The sequence below is a fragment of the Clostridium sp. L2-50 genome, from assembly GCF_000154245.1.
Classification (GTDB): domain Bacteria; phylum Bacillota; class Clostridia; order Lachnospirales; family Lachnospiraceae; genus Coprococcus.
On the sequence record NZ_DS480324.1, the window covers coordinates 62387 to 81699 of the forward strand.

16 protein-coding genes and 1 pseudogene are annotated in these 19313 nt (G+C 42.2%); 14 read left to right on the forward strand and 3 right to left on the reverse strand.

Features of this window, described 5'->3' with window-relative positions; genetic code table 11:
• Positions 1-17: 17 nt before the first annotated feature.
• The 13 genes and pseudogenes from CLOL250_RS09920 (at position 18) to CLOL250_RS09985 (ending at position 14042) form a co-directional block, all read left to right on the forward strand.
• The gene (locus tag CLOL250_RS09920; protein ID WP_044945872.1) at positions 18-392 is read left to right on the forward strand and encodes a desulfoferrodoxin family protein; all 375 of its coding nucleotides are present in this window, start codon (positions 18-20) and stop codon (positions 390-392) included.
• 550 nt (positions 393-942) lie between these two features.
• Positions 943-1599, forward strand: a complete 657-nt coding sequence (locus tag CLOL250_RS09930) for a hypothetical protein (RefSeq protein ID WP_008402263.1) — start codon at positions 943-945, stop codon at positions 1597-1599.
• A gap of 198 nt (positions 1600-1797) precedes the next feature.
• On the forward strand, positions 1798-2226 hold the full coding sequence (locus CLOL250_RS09935) for a GNAT family N-acetyltransferase (protein ID WP_008402265.1): 429 nt from the start codon (positions 1798-1800) through the stop codon (positions 2224-2226).
• Between the two features lie 32 nt (positions 2227-2258).
• A pseudogene (locus CLOL250_RS13955) lies at positions 2259-2390 on the forward strand (linear amide C-N hydrolase); the annotation flags it as partial.
• A gap of 248 nt (positions 2391-2638) precedes the next feature.
• Entirely contained in the window at positions 2639-4741 is a 2103-nt protein-coding gene (locus tag CLOL250_RS09945) for a LacI family DNA-binding transcriptional regulator (RefSeq protein WP_008402268.1), read from the forward strand.
• Positions 4742-5259: 518 nt separating this feature from the next.
• Complete coding sequence (locus CLOL250_RS09950; RefSeq protein WP_008402269.1) at positions 5260-6225, forward strand: sugar ABC transporter substrate-binding protein; 966 nt, start codon at positions 5260-5262, stop codon at positions 6223-6225.
• Between the two features lie 145 nt (positions 6226-6370).
• Positions 6371-7870 carry a sugar ABC transporter ATP-binding protein gene (locus CLOL250_RS09955; protein WP_008402270.1) on the forward strand — a complete coding sequence of 500 codons (1500 nt, stop codon included), beginning with the start codon at positions 6371-6373 and terminating at the stop codon, positions 7868-7870.
• A gap of 1 nt (position 7871) precedes the next feature.
• The gene (locus CLOL250_RS09960; RefSeq protein WP_008402271.1) at positions 7872-8891 is read left to right on the forward strand and encodes an ABC transporter permease; all 1020 of its coding nucleotides are present in this window, start codon (positions 7872-7874) and stop codon (positions 8889-8891) included.
• Between the two features lie 21 nt (positions 8892-8912).
• A complete protein-coding gene (locus tag CLOL250_RS09965) occupies positions 8913-10391 on the forward strand; it encodes a glycoside hydrolase family 32 protein (protein WP_008402272.1) in 1479 nt (492 codons plus the stop codon).
• A 21-nt stretch (positions 10392-10412) separates the two neighbouring features.
• On the forward strand, positions 10413-11378 hold the full coding sequence (locus tag CLOL250_RS09970; protein WP_008402273.1) for a carbohydrate kinase family protein: 966 nt from the start codon (positions 10413-10415) through the stop codon (positions 11376-11378).
• Between the two features lie 197 nt (positions 11379-11575).
• Positions 11576-11974 (forward strand): hypothetical protein, encoded by a 399-nt coding sequence (locus tag CLOL250_RS09975; RefSeq protein WP_008402274.1) that lies wholly within the window; start codon positions 11576-11578, stop codon positions 11972-11974.
• Between the two features lie 137 nt (positions 11975-12111).
• Positions 12112-13446 (forward strand): ATP-binding protein, encoded by a 1335-nt coding sequence (locus tag CLOL250_RS09980; RefSeq protein WP_008402275.1) that lies wholly within the window; start codon positions 12112-12114, stop codon positions 13444-13446.
• Positions 13447-13556: 110 nt separating this feature from the next.
• Entirely contained in the window at positions 13557-14042 is a 486-nt protein-coding gene (locus CLOL250_RS09985) for a YaiI/YqxD family protein (RefSeq protein WP_044945878.1), read from the forward strand.
• 130 nt (positions 14043-14172) lie between these two features.
• Here the strand turns inward: CLOL250_RS09985 and CLOL250_RS13960 are convergent, their stop codons facing one another.
• The 3 genes from CLOL250_RS13960 to CLOL250_RS10000 all read right to left on the reverse strand — a co-directional run bounded on the left by CLOL250_RS13960 (position 14173) and on the right by CLOL250_RS10000 (position 17643).
• Entirely contained in the window at positions 14173-15447 is a 1275-nt protein-coding gene (locus tag CLOL250_RS13960) for a sensor histidine kinase (RefSeq protein ID WP_044945880.1), read from the reverse strand.
• Between the two features lie 15 nt (positions 15448-15462).
• On the reverse strand, positions 15463-16197 hold the full coding sequence (locus tag CLOL250_RS09995; RefSeq protein ID WP_008402280.1) for a LytR/AlgR family response regulator transcription factor: 735 nt from the start codon (positions 16195-16197) through the stop codon (positions 15463-15465).
• A 540-nt stretch (positions 16198-16737) separates the two neighbouring features.
• Positions 16738-17643 (reverse strand): GGDEF domain-containing protein, encoded by a 906-nt coding sequence (locus CLOL250_RS10000; protein WP_008402282.1) that lies wholly within the window; start codon positions 17641-17643, stop codon positions 16738-16740.
• A 366-nt stretch (positions 17644-18009) separates the two neighbouring features.
• On the opposite strand from CLOL250_RS10000, the gene CLOL250_RS10005 reads away from it, so the two are divergent.
• On the forward strand, positions 18010-19275 hold the full coding sequence (locus CLOL250_RS10005; protein WP_008402284.1) for a substrate-binding domain-containing protein: 1266 nt from the start codon (positions 18010-18012) through the stop codon (positions 19273-19275).
• Positions 19276-19313 lie beyond the last annotated feature (38 nt).

Consider the following 19313-nt stretch of genomic DNA (forward strand, 5'->3'; position numbering starts at 1 on the left):
TGGAAGGAGAAAAAGTCATGGAAGTAAGGTATTATATTTGTAAGCATTGTGGAAACATTGTTGAAAAGGTAAAGGATAAGGGTGTACCTGTAATTTGTTGCGGAGAACCTATGCAGGAATTAAAAGCCGGAGTGACAGATGCTGCTGTCGAGAAGCATGTACCTGTATATACGATAGAAGGCAGTCATGTTCATGTCGTGGTCGGAGAGACAAAACATCCAATGCTTGAAGAGCATTTCATTGAGTGGATTACATTAAATACAAACCAGGGAATATATAGAAAACAGTTAAATCCAGGGCAGGAGCCGGCAGCAGATTTTTGTCTTTGCGATGGTGAACAGGTAGAAGAAGTATATGCATATTGTAACCTGCATGGATTATGGAAATGCTAAAAGCATTTATACATATTAAGGTTACAGAACAACACAATGATGAGGTAGAAGATCAAGATGAACAGATTATGGGAACTTTAAAATATCTCACATAGCGGTTAGTTAATCACATTCTGTATGTCGATGGTCAAATTCCAAAAGGCTGATATAGTAAGAAAGGCTGTTATTTTTTAGAGAGTAGCAGCTTTTTTTATTTTGAATATAAAATATGACACATACACTTGACAATATGCATACATGGATGAAATAGGACATTTCTTACTAAAACAGTATGTTTATGGTATACTAGCTAGTAGTAATGCAGTTTCAACCGATATTACATATTATTATAAACAACAGCGTTAGAGCATTTATGTGATTGAAACATAGATGCTCTTTTTTTGTGCCCGTTGGGCAATGGATATGAATGTAACTTTAGGACATTTTGTCCAGAAGTTCAGATAGAGGAAATCAAGGAGGAACACGAGATGTGCAGTAAAATGTGTATCTTATGGGTGAGAGCACCCACAGACAGAAGCAGCAGGAAAATATATAACAGGAGGACAGAACAATGGTCGATGAATTGACGCAGGAGTCGTTCCAGACAGGAAAGGCGATTGTGACTGTCAGCGTAGATCTGATTACTGCCATTGTAGATGCGTGCAAGCGGTCTGAACAGCAGAATCCTGGTATGAGCGAGGAACAGAAGGAGACATTGCTCGGCAAGGTTGTCGATAAGGTAATGTCGAATTATAAGGAAACGCATGGCTCATTAAAGGGATTCAATAGAGAGGGCAAAGATGTCACGCATATTGATGTGAATGATGAGAGAACAGCGGAGCTTTTAGAGAAAGCCTGTAAGAAAAGTCATATTCCGGTGGATATGAAAAAGGTAACGAGGGCAGATGGTTCCATCACGCATACTGCATTCTGTGAAGTGAAAAGCATAGATCAGGTGGCAGCATTACTGAAGATGGCTTCCGAACAGGTACTTGAGGAGCAGAAGGAAATGACCAAGACACTTGTACTTTACGATGGTAAGGGCAAGGAGGTTATGTCGGCTGACTTTGTAAATAATGGTGAGATAAATATGGACGATGTGGAAACACTGTCAAGATTCTCTCCATATTTTAGGTGCCGGCAAATGCAAAGCACCCGATATTATTTGATATATGCTGTGCGTCATAAATGTGACCAAAGTCAGCCCGAAACATTTACATTATACTAAATAAATTAGGAAAATGTGACAAAAAGTCATGTAAGTATTGCCCAAGTATTTTCTGGGATATTTTATAATAAATTTATGGGTGGCGGTCTGTTAATAATCACTTTGATATTTTATAATGTAAGCATTGGTTGTAATTTAGTTGATGGTGCAAAGTCAGTTTAAGTGGTCTGAAACTCAGCGTGAAAGGAGAATATAATTATGGAGATCAGAAAAGCGGCAGCAGAGGATTTTGATATTGTATTTGATTTTATAGAGAAATTATGGACATATAATACATATGACAGGGAAGAAATACGCAAAGTATATATGGACGTCATAAATGACGAACGCAGCTTTGCATTTTTATTATGGGATGAAGGCGTTTGCAGGGGCATGTGCCATGGAGACTATTTCAATACATTCTGGATGTCGGGACTCACATGCTATGTGTCAAGCCTTATAACAAGAGAGGAGGACCGCGGAAATGGCTATGGTGTGGCACTCCTGGATCATGCAAAGAAGCTTGCAAAGCAGAGGGGGTGCAAGGCTGTCACCCTTGATTCCGGTCTTCCGCGGACAGGGGCACATGGCTTCTACGAACACTATGGATTTGAAAAGAGCTGTTATGGCTTTGAACTGATGATATAAATTATCTGAGGAGATTGGAAAGAAGACAAAATATGTGTACAGCGGCGACATATAAGACAAAGAATTTCTATTTTGGAAGAACGCTGGATTATGAATTCTCGTACGGCGATGAGATCACCGTGACTCCGAGAAATTATCCGTTTGAATTCAGATATATGGGCAGGACGGCACAGAACTTGCCAGATATCCATTGCTGCAGGGGGAGAACATCAACTGGCAGAACTAAGTATCTGCCCCCCCGGGACCCGGGAAATACCAGGAAATAACTTGGCGTTTTTATCTGCATTTCTGCATTTTGCGAAAAATTTGTGCTGTTTTATGTAATGGTGGAGCCGGCAACTGCATGGTGCCAGTAGCCATCGCAGAGCCAGTAGCCCTCCAACAGAGCCGGCAGTCTGGATGATGACAGTGGTTGCACAAACATAGAAAAGTAGATTATAATATCGGAAAAGGACGTTGCCAGTGGCAATGTACGGAAGCCAGAGTTATATCTGTGATAAAGGAGAAAGAACGAGATATGGGCAAGTCAAAGGTTACAATAAAAGAGATTGCGGATAAGGCAGGGGTGTCCATAGCTACAGTTTCCCATGTTATCAACAGGACAAGGTATGTAAGACCTGAGCTTGTGGATAAGATAGAGAAGATTATTGTAGAGACGGGATATCAGAATAAGATAGCAGATAAGGAGAGAAAACTGCTGGTTGGCCGAGAGTCTACGATCGTTGCAGTCATTCCGAACATTGAAAGTACGATATACAGAGATATGGTAGCTTATGTGGAGCAACTTGTCAGTGTACAGGGATATCAGTTCCTTGTGGCGATAACAGACAATGATTTTAAGGAGGAGACACAGGTGCTTGCCGGACTTCTGGTCAACAAGAAGGTTGCCGGTATCATACATGCGCCGGTGAGTGATGTGGCAACCAACTACACAAAGCTTATACAGTCAGGCGTTCCATTTGTCTGCGTGGAGAGAAATATACTTGGATCAGGGATAGACTCAGTTGAGTTCCGAGACAGGGAGGCTATATTTAAGGGCGCAGATTATCTGCTCGCGAGTGGACACAAGAATGTTTTGTTTTTCAGAGAGAGTACGGACAGTACCACCAGGGATGAGAGAACAAAAGGTTTCCTGAGTGCTCTGCAGAAATACAATATAAATACAAACGATGCGAATATAGTGGATGTGACACTGGAAAATGGCGAGGATGACTGTATGCTCGTCATCCAGAAGGCGCTCCGCAGATACAGGCCGACCGCAGTTCTTGCGGGGGGCAACAGAATAACGCTCTACCTCATGAAGACACTGAGAGATATGGGAATCGACTGTCCGGGAGAGATATCTGTGGTTGGGTTTGGTGATGAGAGCTGGTCAGAACTTACATATCCTCCGCTTACCATAATCAGAAGAGATGTGAAGGGGTTAAGCACCAAGGCAGTTGGAATGCTTTTTGAGAAGATCAACACAGGTGCGGTCATATCCCATGACTGCTATGCCGATGTGGAACTGGTTGTCAGGAAATCCACCAAGATGCTGGATAATGGACCATTTGGAGATAAGGCAGCTGCCCCTGATTCCGTGGTGCTGACGAAGGAGGAAAAACAGAGGCTGAAGGCAGGACATTTCAGAGTTGCCATATCATTCCATTACACAGGTACGTCATGGGCTGAGCTTCATGAGAAGGGTATCTGTGAGGAGCTTGAGCAGTTCGGGATAGATGTGGTGTCGGTTATGGATGCGCACTTTGACTCGGAACTGCAGAATGCGCAGCTTGATGGAATAAGACTTCAGAAGCCGGACGCAGTTATAGCTATTCCGGCGGATGACAGCCGTACCAGAGAGAAGTTTCAGGAACTTTCCAAAGTGTCAAAGCTGGTGTTCATAAGCAATGTTCCGGATGGCATGTCCAAGAACAGCTATGTGTCCTGTGTATCAGTAAATGAGTCGGAGAATGGAACGAACACGGGAAGAATGCTGGGGGAATACTGCAAGGAGAACAAGAAAAAAAAGGCAGGTTTCATTATTCATGGTGCGGCATTCTATGGAACAAGAGTCAGGGATAACGCCGCTGAGAGGATAATCAAGGACAGTTATCCTGATATTGACATAGTTACGATCAGGAGTTTTGGAGAGATATCCAATGCATATCAGGTAGCCCAGGACGTGATAACTGCCAATCCTGAAATTGAGGCAATGTATGTGAGCTGGGATCGCCCGGCACTTCTGGTTATAAAGGCACTCAAGGAGCTTGGCAGGGAGGATGTGGCGGTGTTCACCACGGACCTTGATCATGGAATTGCCAGGTGCATGGAGGAAGGAATCGTCAAGGGACTCAGCACGCAGAGACCATACGAGCAGGGAAGAGCGGCCGCGGCAGTTGTTGCCAAGTCCCTGGTAAGTGAAGAACAGCTTCCAAAGTATGTGGGAGTTCAGCCGTATCAGGTTGAGCCAAAACAGCTCAGGCTTGCATGGAAGGAAATCTTCCATGAGTCCATGCCGGACAGATTGAGGTGACATGACATCTTTAGTTAGTTCGTGCCGGACAGATTGAGGTGATATGACATCTTTAGTTAGTCTGTGTCGGACAGAGTTAGAAACTGTATCTTTTTATCTAAAAAAGAATCCGTTAGAGAGAAAATTGTATCTTTCTGGCGGATTTTTTGCGTTTATACACAAGAGACAAGGTGACAAGTAACGGGTGTCAATCATACACTACAAATCCCATAAGCATGACATCTGGTAAAATATTTACGTAAAAAACGACAAAAGACCCGCGAACCATATAATACAATAGAGTTTTATTTGTGCAAAATGACGAATAAACAATAAATAAAACACTTGATATTGACAATAACCGACAAAAGTTATATCATCAAAACATGCAAGGGACGAAAAACAGTTTAAAATTTACGTAAATAAATCGGTTAAGAACAGTTTTTCGACAACGAGTTAGCAAAGAAAATACATGATAGTGGAGGTAAAAATTATGAGAAAATTTAAAAAATTAATTAGCAGTTGGAGCATGCCTGTGCATGTCACTCAGTTTACTGGCAGGTTGTGGATCAGGAAACACTTCGGGCAACGGTTCATCTGATTCAGGTACAAAGCAGGAGAGCACAAAGTCATCTGACCTGTCATTTGCATTTTGTACAAACACACTCAACAATACATTCCAGAGTTCAATTGATGCCAAGCTCAAGGAGCTCTGCGATGCGAACGGAATATCATATACATGTCTTGATCCTGACTACGATCTGAACACACAGCTCAGCCAGTTATCAGACGTGGCAAATAGTGGATACGACGCAGTGTTCATCATCCCGGTTGATTCAGCAGGTATCACATCAGGTCTTGCAGAGATCAAGGATGCAGGAATCCCAATCTTCAATGTAGATACAGCAGTTATCGAGGATGACATAGAGAACTTCGTAACACAGTTCGTTGGAACAAATGCTTACATGGCAGGACAGCTTGTCGGTGAGCAGATGGCTAAGGATTATCCGGACGGAGCAGACATTGCGATCCTTGACTTCCCATCAAATGAGAGTTGTGTAGACCGTGTAAATGGTTTCCTTGACGGACTCGGTGATAACAAGGATAAGTTCAACATCGTAGCACAGCAGGATGGCGAGGCAGCACTTGATGCATCAATGAGCCTTGCAGAGGATATCATCACAGCAAACACAGATCTTCAGGCATTCTTCTGTATCAATGATCCTTCAGCACTTGGCGCAGCAGCAGCAGTTAAGGCAGCCAACAAGACAGGTCAGATTGGTGTATACAGTATCGATGCTTCACCAGATGGCAAGCAGGCACTCCTCGACGGCGAGTTCACAGCAGTTGCATGTCAGGTTCCTGTACAGATTGCTGAGTACGCATTCAACGCAGCACAGAAGTATGTGGGCGGAGATACAACGATCGACGAGAAGAAGGTATATCTTGACTCACACCTCGTACTTAAGGATGAGGCTGAGAAGACAGTTAACGATTGGCAGTAACAGCACGGGGCTGCCCCCGGCTGGACATACATGACACAACGTAGGTGTATATAACACGGGAGAGACCGGGGATCTTAGATCTCCGGCCGAGATCCCGAAAAAGCAGGATAACAAAAGATTTATTTTAGAAACTTGGAGGTTTAATATGGGACAGACAGTTCTGGAAATGATAGGGATAAAGAAAAGCTTCTCCGGAATATATGCTTTAAGTGGCATCGACTTTTCCCTTGAGCTGGGAGAGGTACATGCACTGCTCGGTGAGAATGGTGCAGGAAAGTCCACACTGATCAAGGTCCTCGGCGGAATTTACCAGCCCGACAGCGGAATCATCAAGGTAAATGGCAAGGAGGTCAAGATCAACGGAGTTCCGGCTGCCAGAGAAAATGGTATAGGAATAATACATCAGGAAATCGTACTTGTTCCATATCTTTCGGTGGCACAGAATTTGTTTCTCGGCAGAGAGATAAGGACAAAGCTTGGAACGCTGGACTTTGCAGAGATGAACAGAAGAGCAGAGGAGATGATATCGTCCCTCGGTGTGAATATAAAAGCAGACACGATAGTAGAGAATCTGACCATCGCACAGCAGCAGATGGTGGAGATCGTCAAGGCGGTCTCATTCAACGGTAAGATCATAGTTATGGATGAGCCTACCTCATCACTCTCAAATGAAGAGGTGGAGCAGTTATTTGAGATCATTGAGAATCTCAGAAAGAAACAGGTAAGTATAATCTACATCTCCCACAGAATGGAGGAGCTCTTCAGGATATCTGACAGAGTTACCGTCATCAGGGATGGTGCATACGTAGGAACAAAAAAGACATCTGAGACCAACCCGAATGAGCTGGTTGCGATGATGGTAGGAAGAGATCTGGAGAGCTTCTATGCCAGGGATTACTGTGACATGGACAAGGCAGAGGTTGCTCTGGAGGTAAAGAACCTTTCACAGACAGGTGTCTTTGAAGATATAAGTTTTTCGGTACACAAGGGTGAGATCCTGGGATTCTCAGGTCTGGTCGGTGCCGGACGAAGCGAGATCATGGAGGCGGTATTTGGTGCCACACAGCCTACATCAGGCGAGGTGATACTCGGCGGAAAGCTGGTACACTTCAAGAATCCGATGCAGGCGATCAAGTCAGGCGTAGCCCTGGTTCCTGAGGACAGAAAGAAGCAGGGACTGGTGCTCGGCAACAGCGTGGCGTTCAACCTAACACTCTCATCCCTCAGATTCTATATGAATGGAATCGCCATAAGCGAGAAAAAGCGCGGTGAGGTCATAGACCATTATTCAAAGCGGTTGCGGATCAAGGCGGCGTCACCTGAGATCGAGGCGGGCAGCCTGTCAGGTGGAAATCAGCAGAAGGTAGTTCTGGGCAAATGGCTTGCAACCAAGCCGGATGTGCTCATTCTGGATGAGCCGACCAGAGGCGTTGATGTAAATGCAAAATTTGAAATATACACAGTAATCAATGAACTGGCAAAGGAAGGCATAGCGATAATCATGGTATCCAGTGAGCTTCCTGAGATCATCAACATGTGCGACAACGTATGTGTGGTCAGAGCCGGAAAACTCGTGAAGAAGCTGTCAAAGGACGAGCTCTCACAGGAAGAGATAATGAAATACGCTGCAGGAGGTATCGAATAATATGGGCGAGACAAAGAAGAATTCAAAAGCAACTTCTATATTAAAAAACAATCCCCTGACATCCATAGTCAAGGGCAACATAGGAATCATAGTGGTTCTGATAATCATGTGTGTGGCCGTAGCACTTGCCACAGACAAGTTTTTAACGACCAACAACATCATATCAGTGCTTAGACAGATATCGATCAACACATACATAGCACTTGGAATGACACTCATAATCATACTTGGTCACATTGACCTGTCAGTTGGATCGATAGTAGCTATGTCGGGAACTCTAACCGTAGGTTTTATAGTTAATCAGGGACTTCCTCTCGGCGTAGCAATAGCAGCAGGCCTTCTGGTCGGCACAGCGGCTGGCTTTGTAAGTGGTTTCATAGTAGCCAATTTCAAGGTGCCTGCATTCATCATCACAATGGCCATGATGAATATAGCAAGTGGTATAGCTTATGTCTACACAGGTGGACAGTCAACACGTATCACAAACAAGCTCTTTATCGAGATCGGTACAGGATATCTGTTCAATGTGATTCCACTTCCGGTAGTGTACATGGTAGTGCTCATCATACTGTTCAGCTTCATCCTCAGTAAGACAAAGTTCGGAACATACGTATACGCGATAGGTGGTAACCGCGAGGCCGCAAGACTTTCAGGTGTACCTATCAAGAAGATAGAGATCATAGTGTTTACAATATCAGGACTTCTCTCAGCATTCGCAGGACTTGTACTCTGTTCAAGAATGTACTCAGGCCAGCCTTCAGTTGGAAGCGGATACGAGCTTGATGCCATCGCAGCCTGTGTACTTGGCGGAACCTCTATGACAGGTGGTAAAGGACGGATCAGTGGAACAGTATTTGGTGCCATGGTCATCGGAATCATCTCAAATGGTCTTAACCTTATCGGAGTGTCATCATACTGGCAGCTCATCATCAAGGGTCTCATCATCGCATGTGCGGTACTCCTTGATGGACAGAAGGGCAAGCTTGAGCTCCTCAAAAAGAAGAAACTTGCAGCAAACTAGTAGAAAGAGAGGATTGATAATATGGAGATTTTTAGAAAGATGTCCTTCGCGGATTCCACGGGAGATGCAATACCTTTCTACCACGAGGGCAAATATCATATATTCTCACTGACTTCCCCTCCGGGAACAACAGTGTACCCGGCAAGACTCAGAACAACATGGAGCCACAGTGTATCAGATGATCTGGTGCACTGGGAGGAGCTTCCTACAGCGCTCTATCCGGGCGAGGGCGACGAGCCGGATGCATCGGGAGTATGGACTGGATCAGTCATATACGGCGAGGGCAAATACCATGCATTCTATACAGGCTACTGCCTCACCGCAGAGTATCAGCAGACCATATGCCACGCTACAAGCGACGATGGAATCACGTGGGTGAAGGATGCAGCCAATCCGGTCATCACACCTATGATAGAGCTTTACGAGAAGCTTGACTGGAGAGATCCATATGTATTCTACAATGAGGAGGACAAATGTTACTGGATCCTCATATCAGCGAGAAGGTTGGATATGCCGATAACCAGAAGAGGATGTATAGTTCTCTACAGATCAAAGGATCTGGTCAACTGGGAATATTACGGACCGATATATTCACCGGGACACACCAACTGTCCTGAGTGCCCTGAGATGTACAAGATGGGAGACAATTGGTATCTCTCATACTCAAGATTCTCAGAATATGTAAATACAATATACAGAGTTGCAAAGTCACCATTTGGCCCATGGAGAAAGCCAAAGAAGGATGGCATAGGCGGAAGAAGATTCTACGCAGCCAAGTCCATGCAGGATGATGACGGCAGACGCTTCTACTTCGGTTGGGCTCACGACAGAGCAGACAGAAGCGACAGAGGTGAATGGTACTGGGGCGGAACCTTCTGCGTGCCGCACGAGGTAGTTGCCACAGCGGATGGAGGACTTGACGTAAAGCTTCCAAAGGAATATGAGCATGTATTTGAGAAGCCTGTGGCATGGGATTACATCCCTGTACTTGGAAATGCAGAGCTTCACGGAGACAGACTGGTTGAGATGGATTCAGTAAGCACATGTACATACGGATTCCTTGGACACAATGAGGAGAGCTACATGCTGAAGTGCAAGATCATGCCTAGAGAGGTGTATGACCATTTCGGTATACTGCTCAAGTCAGACAAGGAAGCAAGCGGATGCCTTCTCCTTGAGTTCGATGTGGCCATGCAGAGAGTGTCATTGGTAAATCTTCCTATGGGAGTTGACCCGTTCTGGGTTCAGTCCTGTCAGGCTGTGCCTCCTGCAACGGAGCCGGGCCCTGATGGAGTCAGAGTGTGCGAGAAGACATTTGACATAACAGAGGGCAGCGAGATAGATGTGAAGATCATCGTTGACCATGATATGGTGGAGGTATTTGTCGGAGAACAGGTGGCATTTACATACAGGATATATGCAAAGCCTGAGTTTGAGACAGGACTTCTGGCACAGGATGCAAGAGTAGAATTCTATGACATAGAGATCACAGGAAAGTAAAATTCACAAGGAGGATCCAACATGGAAAAGAAATATGATGTTGTGGCTCTTGGTGAATTCCTGATAGACTTTACCCCTGCCGGAAGCACTGATTCCGGGATGAAGCTCTTCGAGCAGAATCCCGGAGGCGCTCCGGTAAATATGCTCACGGCAGTCAGCAAGGCCGGACTTAAGACCGCGTTTATAGGAAAGGTCGGGGATGACATGCATGGCAATTTCCTTATTGAGACGGCAAAGCAGGCAGGGATAGATACCAGAGGTATAGTTGTCGATGACACGGTATTTACCACTTTGGCATTTGTCACTCTGGATGAGAACGGAGAGCGTGAATTCTCATTTGCCAGAAAGCCGGGAGCGGACACAATGCTCTGTTACAAGGAAGTGGATGCCGAGCTGCTAAGAGACACAAAGGTGTTCCATATAGGTTCGCTGTCTCTCACGGATGAACCGGCCAGAACCACCACATTCCAGGCGGTGAAAGAGGCGAGAAAATACGGAGCGGTGATATCCTATGATCCAAATTACAGAGAGCCGCTGTGGGACAACAGAGAAAATGCGATGGAGAGAATGAAGAGTATTCTCCCGTTTGTAGATATAATGAAGCTTTCGGATGAGGAGACGGCACTCCTCACACCATTTGAAGATCCGAAGGAGGCTGCGGAGTATCTCCTTGGAACAGGCGTCAGACTTGTTGCGGTCACCCTGGGAAGTGAGGGTGTGTTGATATGCAGTAGGGATGGCAGCAGAAAAGTTCCTGGATTTGTCAGCCATGTGGTCGACACAACCGGAGCTGGAGATTCGTTCTGGGGGGCATTTGTATCGCAGCTTATAAGGGCGGACAAGAGCCTAGAGGAATTCAGTATAGACGAGCTTGAAGAATTTGCAAGATATGGAAATGCGGTGGCGAGCCTGTGTGTCGAGAAGCGCGGAGGACTCAGATCGATTCCTGAAGAGAGCGAGACATTTGAGAGACTCGCAGTAAAGTAAGTGTACTACAATTTTTCACATAAAATTTTCCCTTAACCCTGAAGGCCGGAGAGTTTCCGGCCTTCTTTTTTGTACAATCTAACATTTGGACAGTATAATCATTCAAAAGTGCATTAACTCATAATTCCATTTCCTATAATATGTGGCTGGTGAACAAAAAAATAATCATATATACCACATATTATTAGGAAGAAGAGATGATAAATTGGGAGGAGAGAAACAGAGCGAAAATACCAGGATCATATAAGGAGTGGCTTAGATTTTCAGGAAAATGTCGTATAGCAGGTAATACAGCAACATTTTGGGGACCGAATGAATTCCATTCTGAATATGTATCAGAAGGATTGGTTATAATTGGGGAAATTAATGGTGATGGAGAAGTGGTGTGCTTTTCAAAGAATGAAGGCGTTTTTGTACGGGTATTTGAAGGGAAAACAACAGAGATTAATGATTTTGCGTGTGTTCTTAAGGAAATAATAAAATTAATGGATGATAAACCTATCTTATCTCAAGAAAGATATTTAGAAATATTGCAGAAAATCAAAGAAAAAAGGATAGGGAGAAAAATAAATAAGCAAGCAGGAACGCAGCAGTAAATGGGTCCCATTTGTGATACAGGCAGAATACAATAATAAAATGTGATTTTAATAATTATATACGCTCATAAAATGTGAAAAAGAAGTTAGTAAAAGCTATAATTATGTGATATAGTATTCTGTGAGGAGGTGGAAGTATGTATTTTAAGAGAAAAATAGATGACTTTTTATTGAATTGGAAAGAAGATATATCGCATAAACCATTAATCATAAAAGGTGCAAGACAGATTGGAAAAACAGAGTCTATATTACATTTTGCAGGTAATGTCTATGCAAATGTTGTATATATAAATTTTGTGTTGGATAAAAGATTTCGTGCAATTGTAAGTGATGGCTATGATGTAGACACGGTAATAAAGAATATTTCTTTGGTTGATCCAAATTTGAAATTTGTTCCAGGGGAGACAGTTATAATTTTTGATGAAATACAGGAATATCCGGATGTAGCCACATGTTTGAAATCATTTAATATAGACAGAAGGTTCGATATTATTTGCAGTGGTTCTATGCTTGGGATTAATTATAAGAAGATTCATAGTAATAGCGTTGGAAACAAAACGGATTATGAAATGTATTCTATGGACTTTGAAGAATTTTTGTGGGCAAAAGGATATACGCAGGAACACATAGATGACATTTTAAGGCATATGATTGAGCTCAAACCATTTAACGAAACGGAGTTAAATGTGTATAAGGCTTTGTTTCTGGATTACTGTGTATTAGGTGGAATGCCGGATGTAATCAGAGGGTATATAGAAACAGGTACATTTTCCGGATCGACTGCTGTGCAAGAACAGATCAGGCTTGATTATGAGGAGGATGTTCGTAAATATGCAGAAGGGCTGGATCAGGCAAAAATCATAAGTGTATATAGAAGTGTGCCCTCTCAGTTAGCGAAAGAAAATAAGAAGTTTCAGTTTAATAAAATAGATAAAAATGCCAGATCAAGGGAATATACCGGTTGCATTGAATGGTTAATTGATGCAGGAGTTATTATAGAGTGTCAGTGCCTTGGGTATCCTGAGCTGCCACTTAAAGGAAATGTAGATGAAGGAAAATTTAAGTTGTATTATTCGGATACGGGATTACTGATTTCTGCACTTGATGAAGAAGCGCAGGAGGATTTACGTGTAAATAAGAACCTTGGTGTTTATAAGGGCGCGTTATATGAGAATTTTGTAGCTGAAGCCTTTATTAAACAGAAATTGGGGTTATTTTACTATAAAAAAGAAAACTCAACTTTAGAGGAAGATTTTTTTGTCAGATCAAAAAGTGAGTTGCTGCCGGTAGAAGTTAAATCAAACAACGCCAGATCAAAATCTTTGTCTTCGCTGATAAAAAATGAAAATTACAGTGATATAAAAAACGGAATTAAGCTTGGTGATTTTAATGTTGGATATGTAAACAATATATATACGTTTCCGTATTTCTGTGCATTTATGATTAAGGCATTTGTAAAAAAATTGGATTAAAAATATAGTGTAATCTTTATGGAATTTCATTAGGCTTATTTGATTTTGCGAATAAGGCTTTTCTTAAGTGGGTGAAGGCTGATAAGAATGATTTAGATGGAGAAATAATAATGCAGATATTTGTTGATGCAGATGCGTGTCCGGTAGTGGACATTGTTGAGACGATCGCAGAAAAATATAATATACCAACTACACTTTTGTGTGACACGAACCATGTGCTGTATTCTGATTACAGTGAAGTTATAGTGGTTGGTGCCGGTGCGGATGCAGTAGATTATAAGCTGATCAGCATATGCCATAAAGGGGATATCGTAGTGTCACAGGACTATGGCGTTGCCGCTATGGCACTTGGTAAAGGGGCATATGCCATTCATCAATCCGGTAAGTGGTATACAAATGAAAATATTGACCAGATGCTGATGGAACGGCATCTTAACAAGAAAACAAGGCGAAGTTGTCATAAGCATCATATGAAAGGACCGAGAAAACGTACAGAAGATGATGATTTACGTTTTGCTCAATCCTTTGAAAAACTCATACGGATGGCAAAGGCAAATGAAGGCAGTTCGAAGGAAAATGATGAACAAAGAAAATAGTTGCATGGCTATTTCTATATTGTATATTTGTTTGTAAAATGGAAAAATGAAGCTGAGAATGATGGCTGGCTGCTGATCATAGCATGATGTGATCATATATGAGCTTTTCGGACGGACAGAGTAAGAAGTATCAGGTTTCTACCAGCGGCAGTAATACTCTGACGGTGAAGATCTCGTCTTTTGCAAAGAACTGGAACTGACCATGATAGGAGTCTGCGATCGCAGCAATATTCTTAGTTCCGAATCCATGTCCTGCCTGTGTGGAGACAGGCAGCCCATTTTGAAAAGCAACCGTTCCGATAAACGGATTGCTGATCTGGATCAGAAGCGTCTGATTCCGTTCGGCGAGCTGAACCTGTATGAATTTTTCCTCTGTTTCGATCGATGCATGGAGCGCATTTTCCAGAGCATTTGACAGAATCGCACATAGCTTTGTGTCGGACAGAGGGAGTTCCGCAGGGATAGAAGCCTGAACCAGCAGGGAGATGCCCTCTGATTCCGCTTTGGTATCATAGGCGGACAGAAGCAGATTGATCAGCTCGTTTGAACAGAAGTGTTTTGGAGTGATCGCATCTAAGTCGGATTGGGCGGTTTGTATATATTCTTGAATCTTATCCAGATTCCCGGTTCCTGCAAGTGCCTGCAAATAAGTAAAATGATGGCGCATATCATGACGGTAGGAGGCTGCCTGTGTCTGCATGGTGCGCATATGATTCAGATCAATGGCAGCATGTGTAAGCTGCATATGAAGAGATTCTGCCAGGCGTTCTGCCTGTTCCTGTTCTTCCAGTTTATGATAATAATAAAAGATAAAAACAAAATAAAAAATGCAGCAAATGGACGGCATAAACTGAACTACAAATTCGTTGCTGGTATAAAGCATATTGGTATAAATCGTAGAGGCATAATCGAAAAGATAGTAGCAGAGAGGAAGGATGCCAAGAATATAGACGGATTTATTTGCTTTTGGCATAAAATGCTGCGCCAGATTTGATTCATAGTGGTATAGGAAATAAAAGGTTACAAAGGCACATCCTACATAAACGATCGTATAGATGATCTTATTGTCAGAAAATAAGCGAACCGCCAGTCCGCACCAGAGAGGGATCTGACAGCACATATAGGCAGTTAAGACACTGACGATCGAAGTGATCCATGAGCATTTGTATATCAGCCAGAGAAAAAGCACCAACGGAAGATGTACAACGACCGGATACAGCCCTCGGGAAATCTCCTGTCCGAAGACGGCGAAAGAAATGATCTGAAGTATTCCGTCGAGGGCACAGAAAACAGACAGAGTGAGTATGTTTTTCCGATTAAAAGGAACACCGGTAAAACATACGCTTGCTACTGTACCAAAGAGGAATACGGTAATAAAATAAATACTGTCGCAGAGAAAACTCATATCATTGTCTCCTTATTATTTCCCAAAAGAGTTTGTATAGGCAAAATTTAAAAACTGTTCCGAAATCTTCGTGTAGTTATTTCTGGAAAGCGGAATCTTCTGACCGTCTGTCAGGATGATATCGCTTTTCGTAACATATTGAATGTAATTCATATTTACCGCATAAGAACGGTGTGGATATATAAAGTCCGGATAGGTTTTCAGAATATCCTGAAATTCCGTAAAGGTCATTACGGCAGAGATCATGGTCTGATCTGCCAGATGTAAGGTGATGGTTCTGTGTGTGACCTCACCATAGACCAGAGAGGATACCCGGATCCGGCTGTACTGCTTCTCTGTTGTATAAATGATGAAGCTTGCGGTATCTTTCTCATCCAGTTCGGCAAGAATGGAATCTATGGAGGCAAAAAATTTTTCTTCGGTTACCGGTTTTAACAGATAGTTCTGGGCTTTTACTTCGTAGCTGTCTACCGCATATTCCGGAGAACTTGTCAGGAATATGATCTCGGTATCTGTTCCGGAAGCTCTGATATTTCTCGCAATCTCAATTCCGTTTTCTCCTGGCATTAAAATGTCCAGGATCGTAATATCAAATCGTTTTCCTTGATCGATGGCATCCAGTAATGAGAAGCCATTTTGAAATATATGAATCTGAAGCGGTGTGGCATGAAGCTCCTGATATCGTTTGAAAAGCGCTGCCAGTATCTGCCGTTCCTGTTTGCTGTCGTCACAAATCGCTATATGTATCAAAAAATCTACTCCTTATCATGGCTTAACCAATATATGATAAGCCGGTCGTTGATCGTCATTTGTACAGGCGTACTCATTGACCTGAGTTCATTATAGCATAGTTCTGATCAAATCGACGGACATTTCATGCACATATAGTGACAATTCGTGCACGAAAAGGGCAGACACAATGCTGATATGATGAACCGATCGTAAAAATGCCTGTAAATGAGATAAAAACGAGGAGGTTTTGAATATGAGAAAGTGCAAGCGTAAATCTTTGGTGTTTCAGTTAATATAAATAATAGGTGACTTTGTCATCATAATAATCAGACAATTGCGTCATTTGGAAATAAATTTTGCGAAAAGTTGAATGGAAAATGAATATATGGTATGATATTTATACATAAGTATGTGTTCGGAATAAAAATAAGAGGAAGGGCGGTGGTTCAATGCGGAAAAAAGGCAACCATAAAAATAAAAATCAAATAAATATAGCGGCAAAATCATTTGCCTACAGTTTGAAAGGGTATCGCTTGCGATACCCTTTGTTTTAAATGATTATCGGCTTGGTATACCAAGGCGTTTATGGTCAATTTCTTTTTGTATATACATGGCCTTATCTGCAAGACTGATGAGATCCTCTAGACGCTTGCTTATATCTGTAGTTGTAGAGGACCCCATGGCAATGCTTAAGGTTTCATCGAAAATATGAATGTTTGATATATAGTCCTGTACCTTTTCCATATATTGTGCAGCTTCTGCTTCACTTGTATTTGGCATAAATACCATAAATTCATCGCCGCCGGCACGGATGACGCTTGCATTTTCCGGTTTGCATGTCATTAAGGCCTCTGCTGTTTTGATAATGTAACGATCACCAACCAGATGACCATAATGATCGTTGATCCTTTTGAGACCATTACAGTCACAGACAATGACAGTCAGTGGATAAATGTCCAGATTTTTGTTTTTTTCAATCCAGATATCCATATAGGAACGATTCCTTACACCGGTCAGAGAATCTAGGGTTGCCATACGTTCAAGCTTATCTTCCAGAAGCTTTGTCCTTGTAATATCGTTGATCAGGCCAACAATACCAATCATGTTTCCGTTATCATCAAATACCGGATTCTTGATTAGCTGCATATATTCCGTTTGCCCATTTTCATCGAATTTTATCTCATAAGAAGTGCCTTTCTTGGTGGCAAAGATGCGTTTGTCTTCTTCCATTGCTTTAATAGCATTTTCTTTGTCTTTTCGGATATCGATATCATATTTGCCGCGGATGGTCCAGGTGGGATCATTTTTCGGAGTGTTGATGTGATTCCAATAGTGTGTACAGAAAACATATTTACCTTCCATATCTTTAAAATAGATGTTAGAAGGTAGTGATTTCAACATTCGTTCCACAAAGTTGATATCAATTTCGTTTATTTTAAAATCATCAAAATTTCCATTTTCCATACAAGTTATTCTCCTTGTTTCAAAGGTTATCGGTTATTTGTATTTTACTTCATTTTACTGGTGATGTTAATAGAGAAAAACATTTTTGGTGGATTTGCGTATTATTTGAATGAAAAATAGCGGTTAAGCATTCGGTTACTACCATTTATTATATATAAGTTGTAAAAAATTGGATTATGTGTATGACCGCAATAAAAATATTTAATGTATCGTCAAAATAAACATAAAAATATTAATAAATCCAAAAAAATTGCTAATAAATCCAAAAATATTCTATTCTTTCTTCCTGCTTGTCACATTATAATGAATTTAGTCAATGAGACAGAGCGAAAAATAAACAAAATGTACAAACAGGAGGAATGAAATATGAGAAAGAAAAAAATTATAGCTGTCGTTGCAGCAGCAACACTTGCATTATCAATGGTAGGATGTGGATCAGGCGGATCAGGCGGAAGCAGCTCAAGCGGAGTTGCAAATAAGGATAAGCCACTTTGCTGGTTCAACCGTCAGCCATCCAACAGCTCAACAGGAGAACTTGATAAGGAAGCATTAAGCTTCAACAAAGATACTTATTATGTAGGCTTCGATGCTAACCAGGGTGCTGAACTTCAGGGTCAGATGGTACTTGATTATATCAAAGCAAATGCAGCAACAATCGACCGTAACGGTGATGGCGTTATCGGATACGTTTTAGCAATCGGTGATATCGGACACAATGACTCAATCGCTCGTACTCGTGGTGTTCGTTCAGCACTTGGCACAGGAGTTGATGCAAATGGTGCAGTTGATTCAACACCTGCAGGTACAAACGTAGACGGATCAGCAAAAGTTGTTCAGGATGCAAAGCTTGATGTAGATGGTAAGACATATACAATCCGTGAGCTTGCTTCACAGGAAATGAAGAACTCAGCAGGTGCTACATGGGATGCAGCAACAGCAGGAAACGCTATCGGAACATGGACAGCTTCATTCGGTGATCAGATTGATGTAGTTGTTTCAAATAACGATGGTATGGGAATGTCAATGTTCAATGCATGGGCAAAGGATAACAAGGTTCCTACATTTGGATACGATGCTAACAGCGATGCAGTAGCAGCTATTGCAGAAGGTTACGGCGGAACAATTTCACAGCATGCAGATGTTCAGGCTTACTTAACACTCAGAGTTCTTCGTAACGCACTTGATGGTGTAGACGTTGATACAGGTATTGGCACAGCAGATGAAGCTGGTAACTGCTTAACAGAAGGTGAAGATTACAGATACAGCGAAGAAGAAAGATCATACTACGCATTAAACGTAGCAGTAACTGCTGAAAACTATCAGGATTTCACAGATTCAACAAAGGTTTATGACAAGGTTTCAAAACAGCTTGATTCAAGCAAGAGCCCAACAAAGAAAGTATGGCTTGATATCTACAACGCTTCAGATAACTTCTTAAGCTCAACATACCAGCCACTTCTTGAGAACTACGATGATCTGCTCAACCTGAAAGTAGATTACATCGGTGGTGATGGTCAGACAGAGTCTAACATTACAAACCGTCTTGGTAACCCGGGCGAATATGACGCATTTGCGATCAACATGGTTAAGACAGATAATGCAGCATCATACACAACACTTCTTAACAAATAAGATAACGGATCGGCAGGCAATAATGATTTAACTCAGAG

Excerpts from the sequence above, each read along its gene's own strand:
- CLOL250_RS13960 (WP_044945880.1), bottom strand. The coding sequence starts at position 15,447 with ATGAGTTTTCTCTGCGACAGTATTTATTTTATTACCGTATTCCTCTTT.
- CLOL250_RS09965 (WP_008402272.1), top strand. The coding sequence starts at position 8,913 with ATGGAGATTTTTAGAAAGATGTCCTTCGCGGATTCCACGGGAGATGCA.
- CLOL250_RS09975 (WP_008402274.1), top strand. The coding sequence starts at position 11,576 with ATGATAAATTGGGAGGAGAGAAACAGAGCGAAAATACCAGGATCATAT.
- CLOL250_RS10000 (WP_008402282.1), bottom strand. The coding sequence starts at position 17,643 with ATGGAAAATGGAAATTTTGATGATTTTAAAATAAACGAAATTGATATC.
- CLOL250_RS09960 (WP_008402271.1), top strand. The coding sequence starts at position 7,872 with ATGGGCGAGACAAAGAAGAATTCAAAAGCAACTTCTATATTAAAAAAC.
- CLOL250_RS10005 (WP_008402284.1), top strand. The coding sequence starts at position 18,010 with ATGAGAAAGAAAAAAATTATAGCTGTCGTTGCAGCAGCAACACTTGCA.
- CLOL250_RS09935 (WP_008402265.1), top strand. The coding sequence starts at position 1,798 with ATGGAGATCAGAAAAGCGGCAGCAGAGGATTTTGATATTGTATTTGAT.
- CLOL250_RS09920 (WP_044945872.1), top strand. The coding sequence starts at position 18 with ATGGAAGTAAGGTATTATATTTGTAAGCATTGTGGAAACATTGTTGAA.
- CLOL250_RS09950 (WP_008402269.1), top strand. The coding sequence starts at position 5,260 with ATGTCACTCAGTTTACTGGCAGGTTGTGGATCAGGAAACACTTCGGGC.
- CLOL250_RS09970 (WP_008402273.1), top strand. The coding sequence starts at position 10,413 with ATGGAAAAGAAATATGATGTTGTGGCTCTTGGTGAATTCCTGATAGAC.
- CLOL250_RS09985 (WP_044945878.1), top strand. The coding sequence starts at position 13,557 with ATGCAGATATTTGTTGATGCAGATGCGTGTCCGGTAGTGGACATTGTT.
- CLOL250_RS09955 (WP_008402270.1), top strand. The coding sequence starts at position 6,371 with ATGGGACAGACAGTTCTGGAAATGATAGGGATAAAGAAAAGCTTCTCC.
- CLOL250_RS09980 (WP_008402275.1), top strand. The coding sequence starts at position 12,112 with ATGTATTTTAAGAGAAAAATAGATGACTTTTTATTGAATTGGAAAGAA.
- CLOL250_RS09930 (WP_008402263.1), top strand. The coding sequence starts at position 943 with ATGGTCGATGAATTGACGCAGGAGTCGTTCCAGACAGGAAAGGCGATT.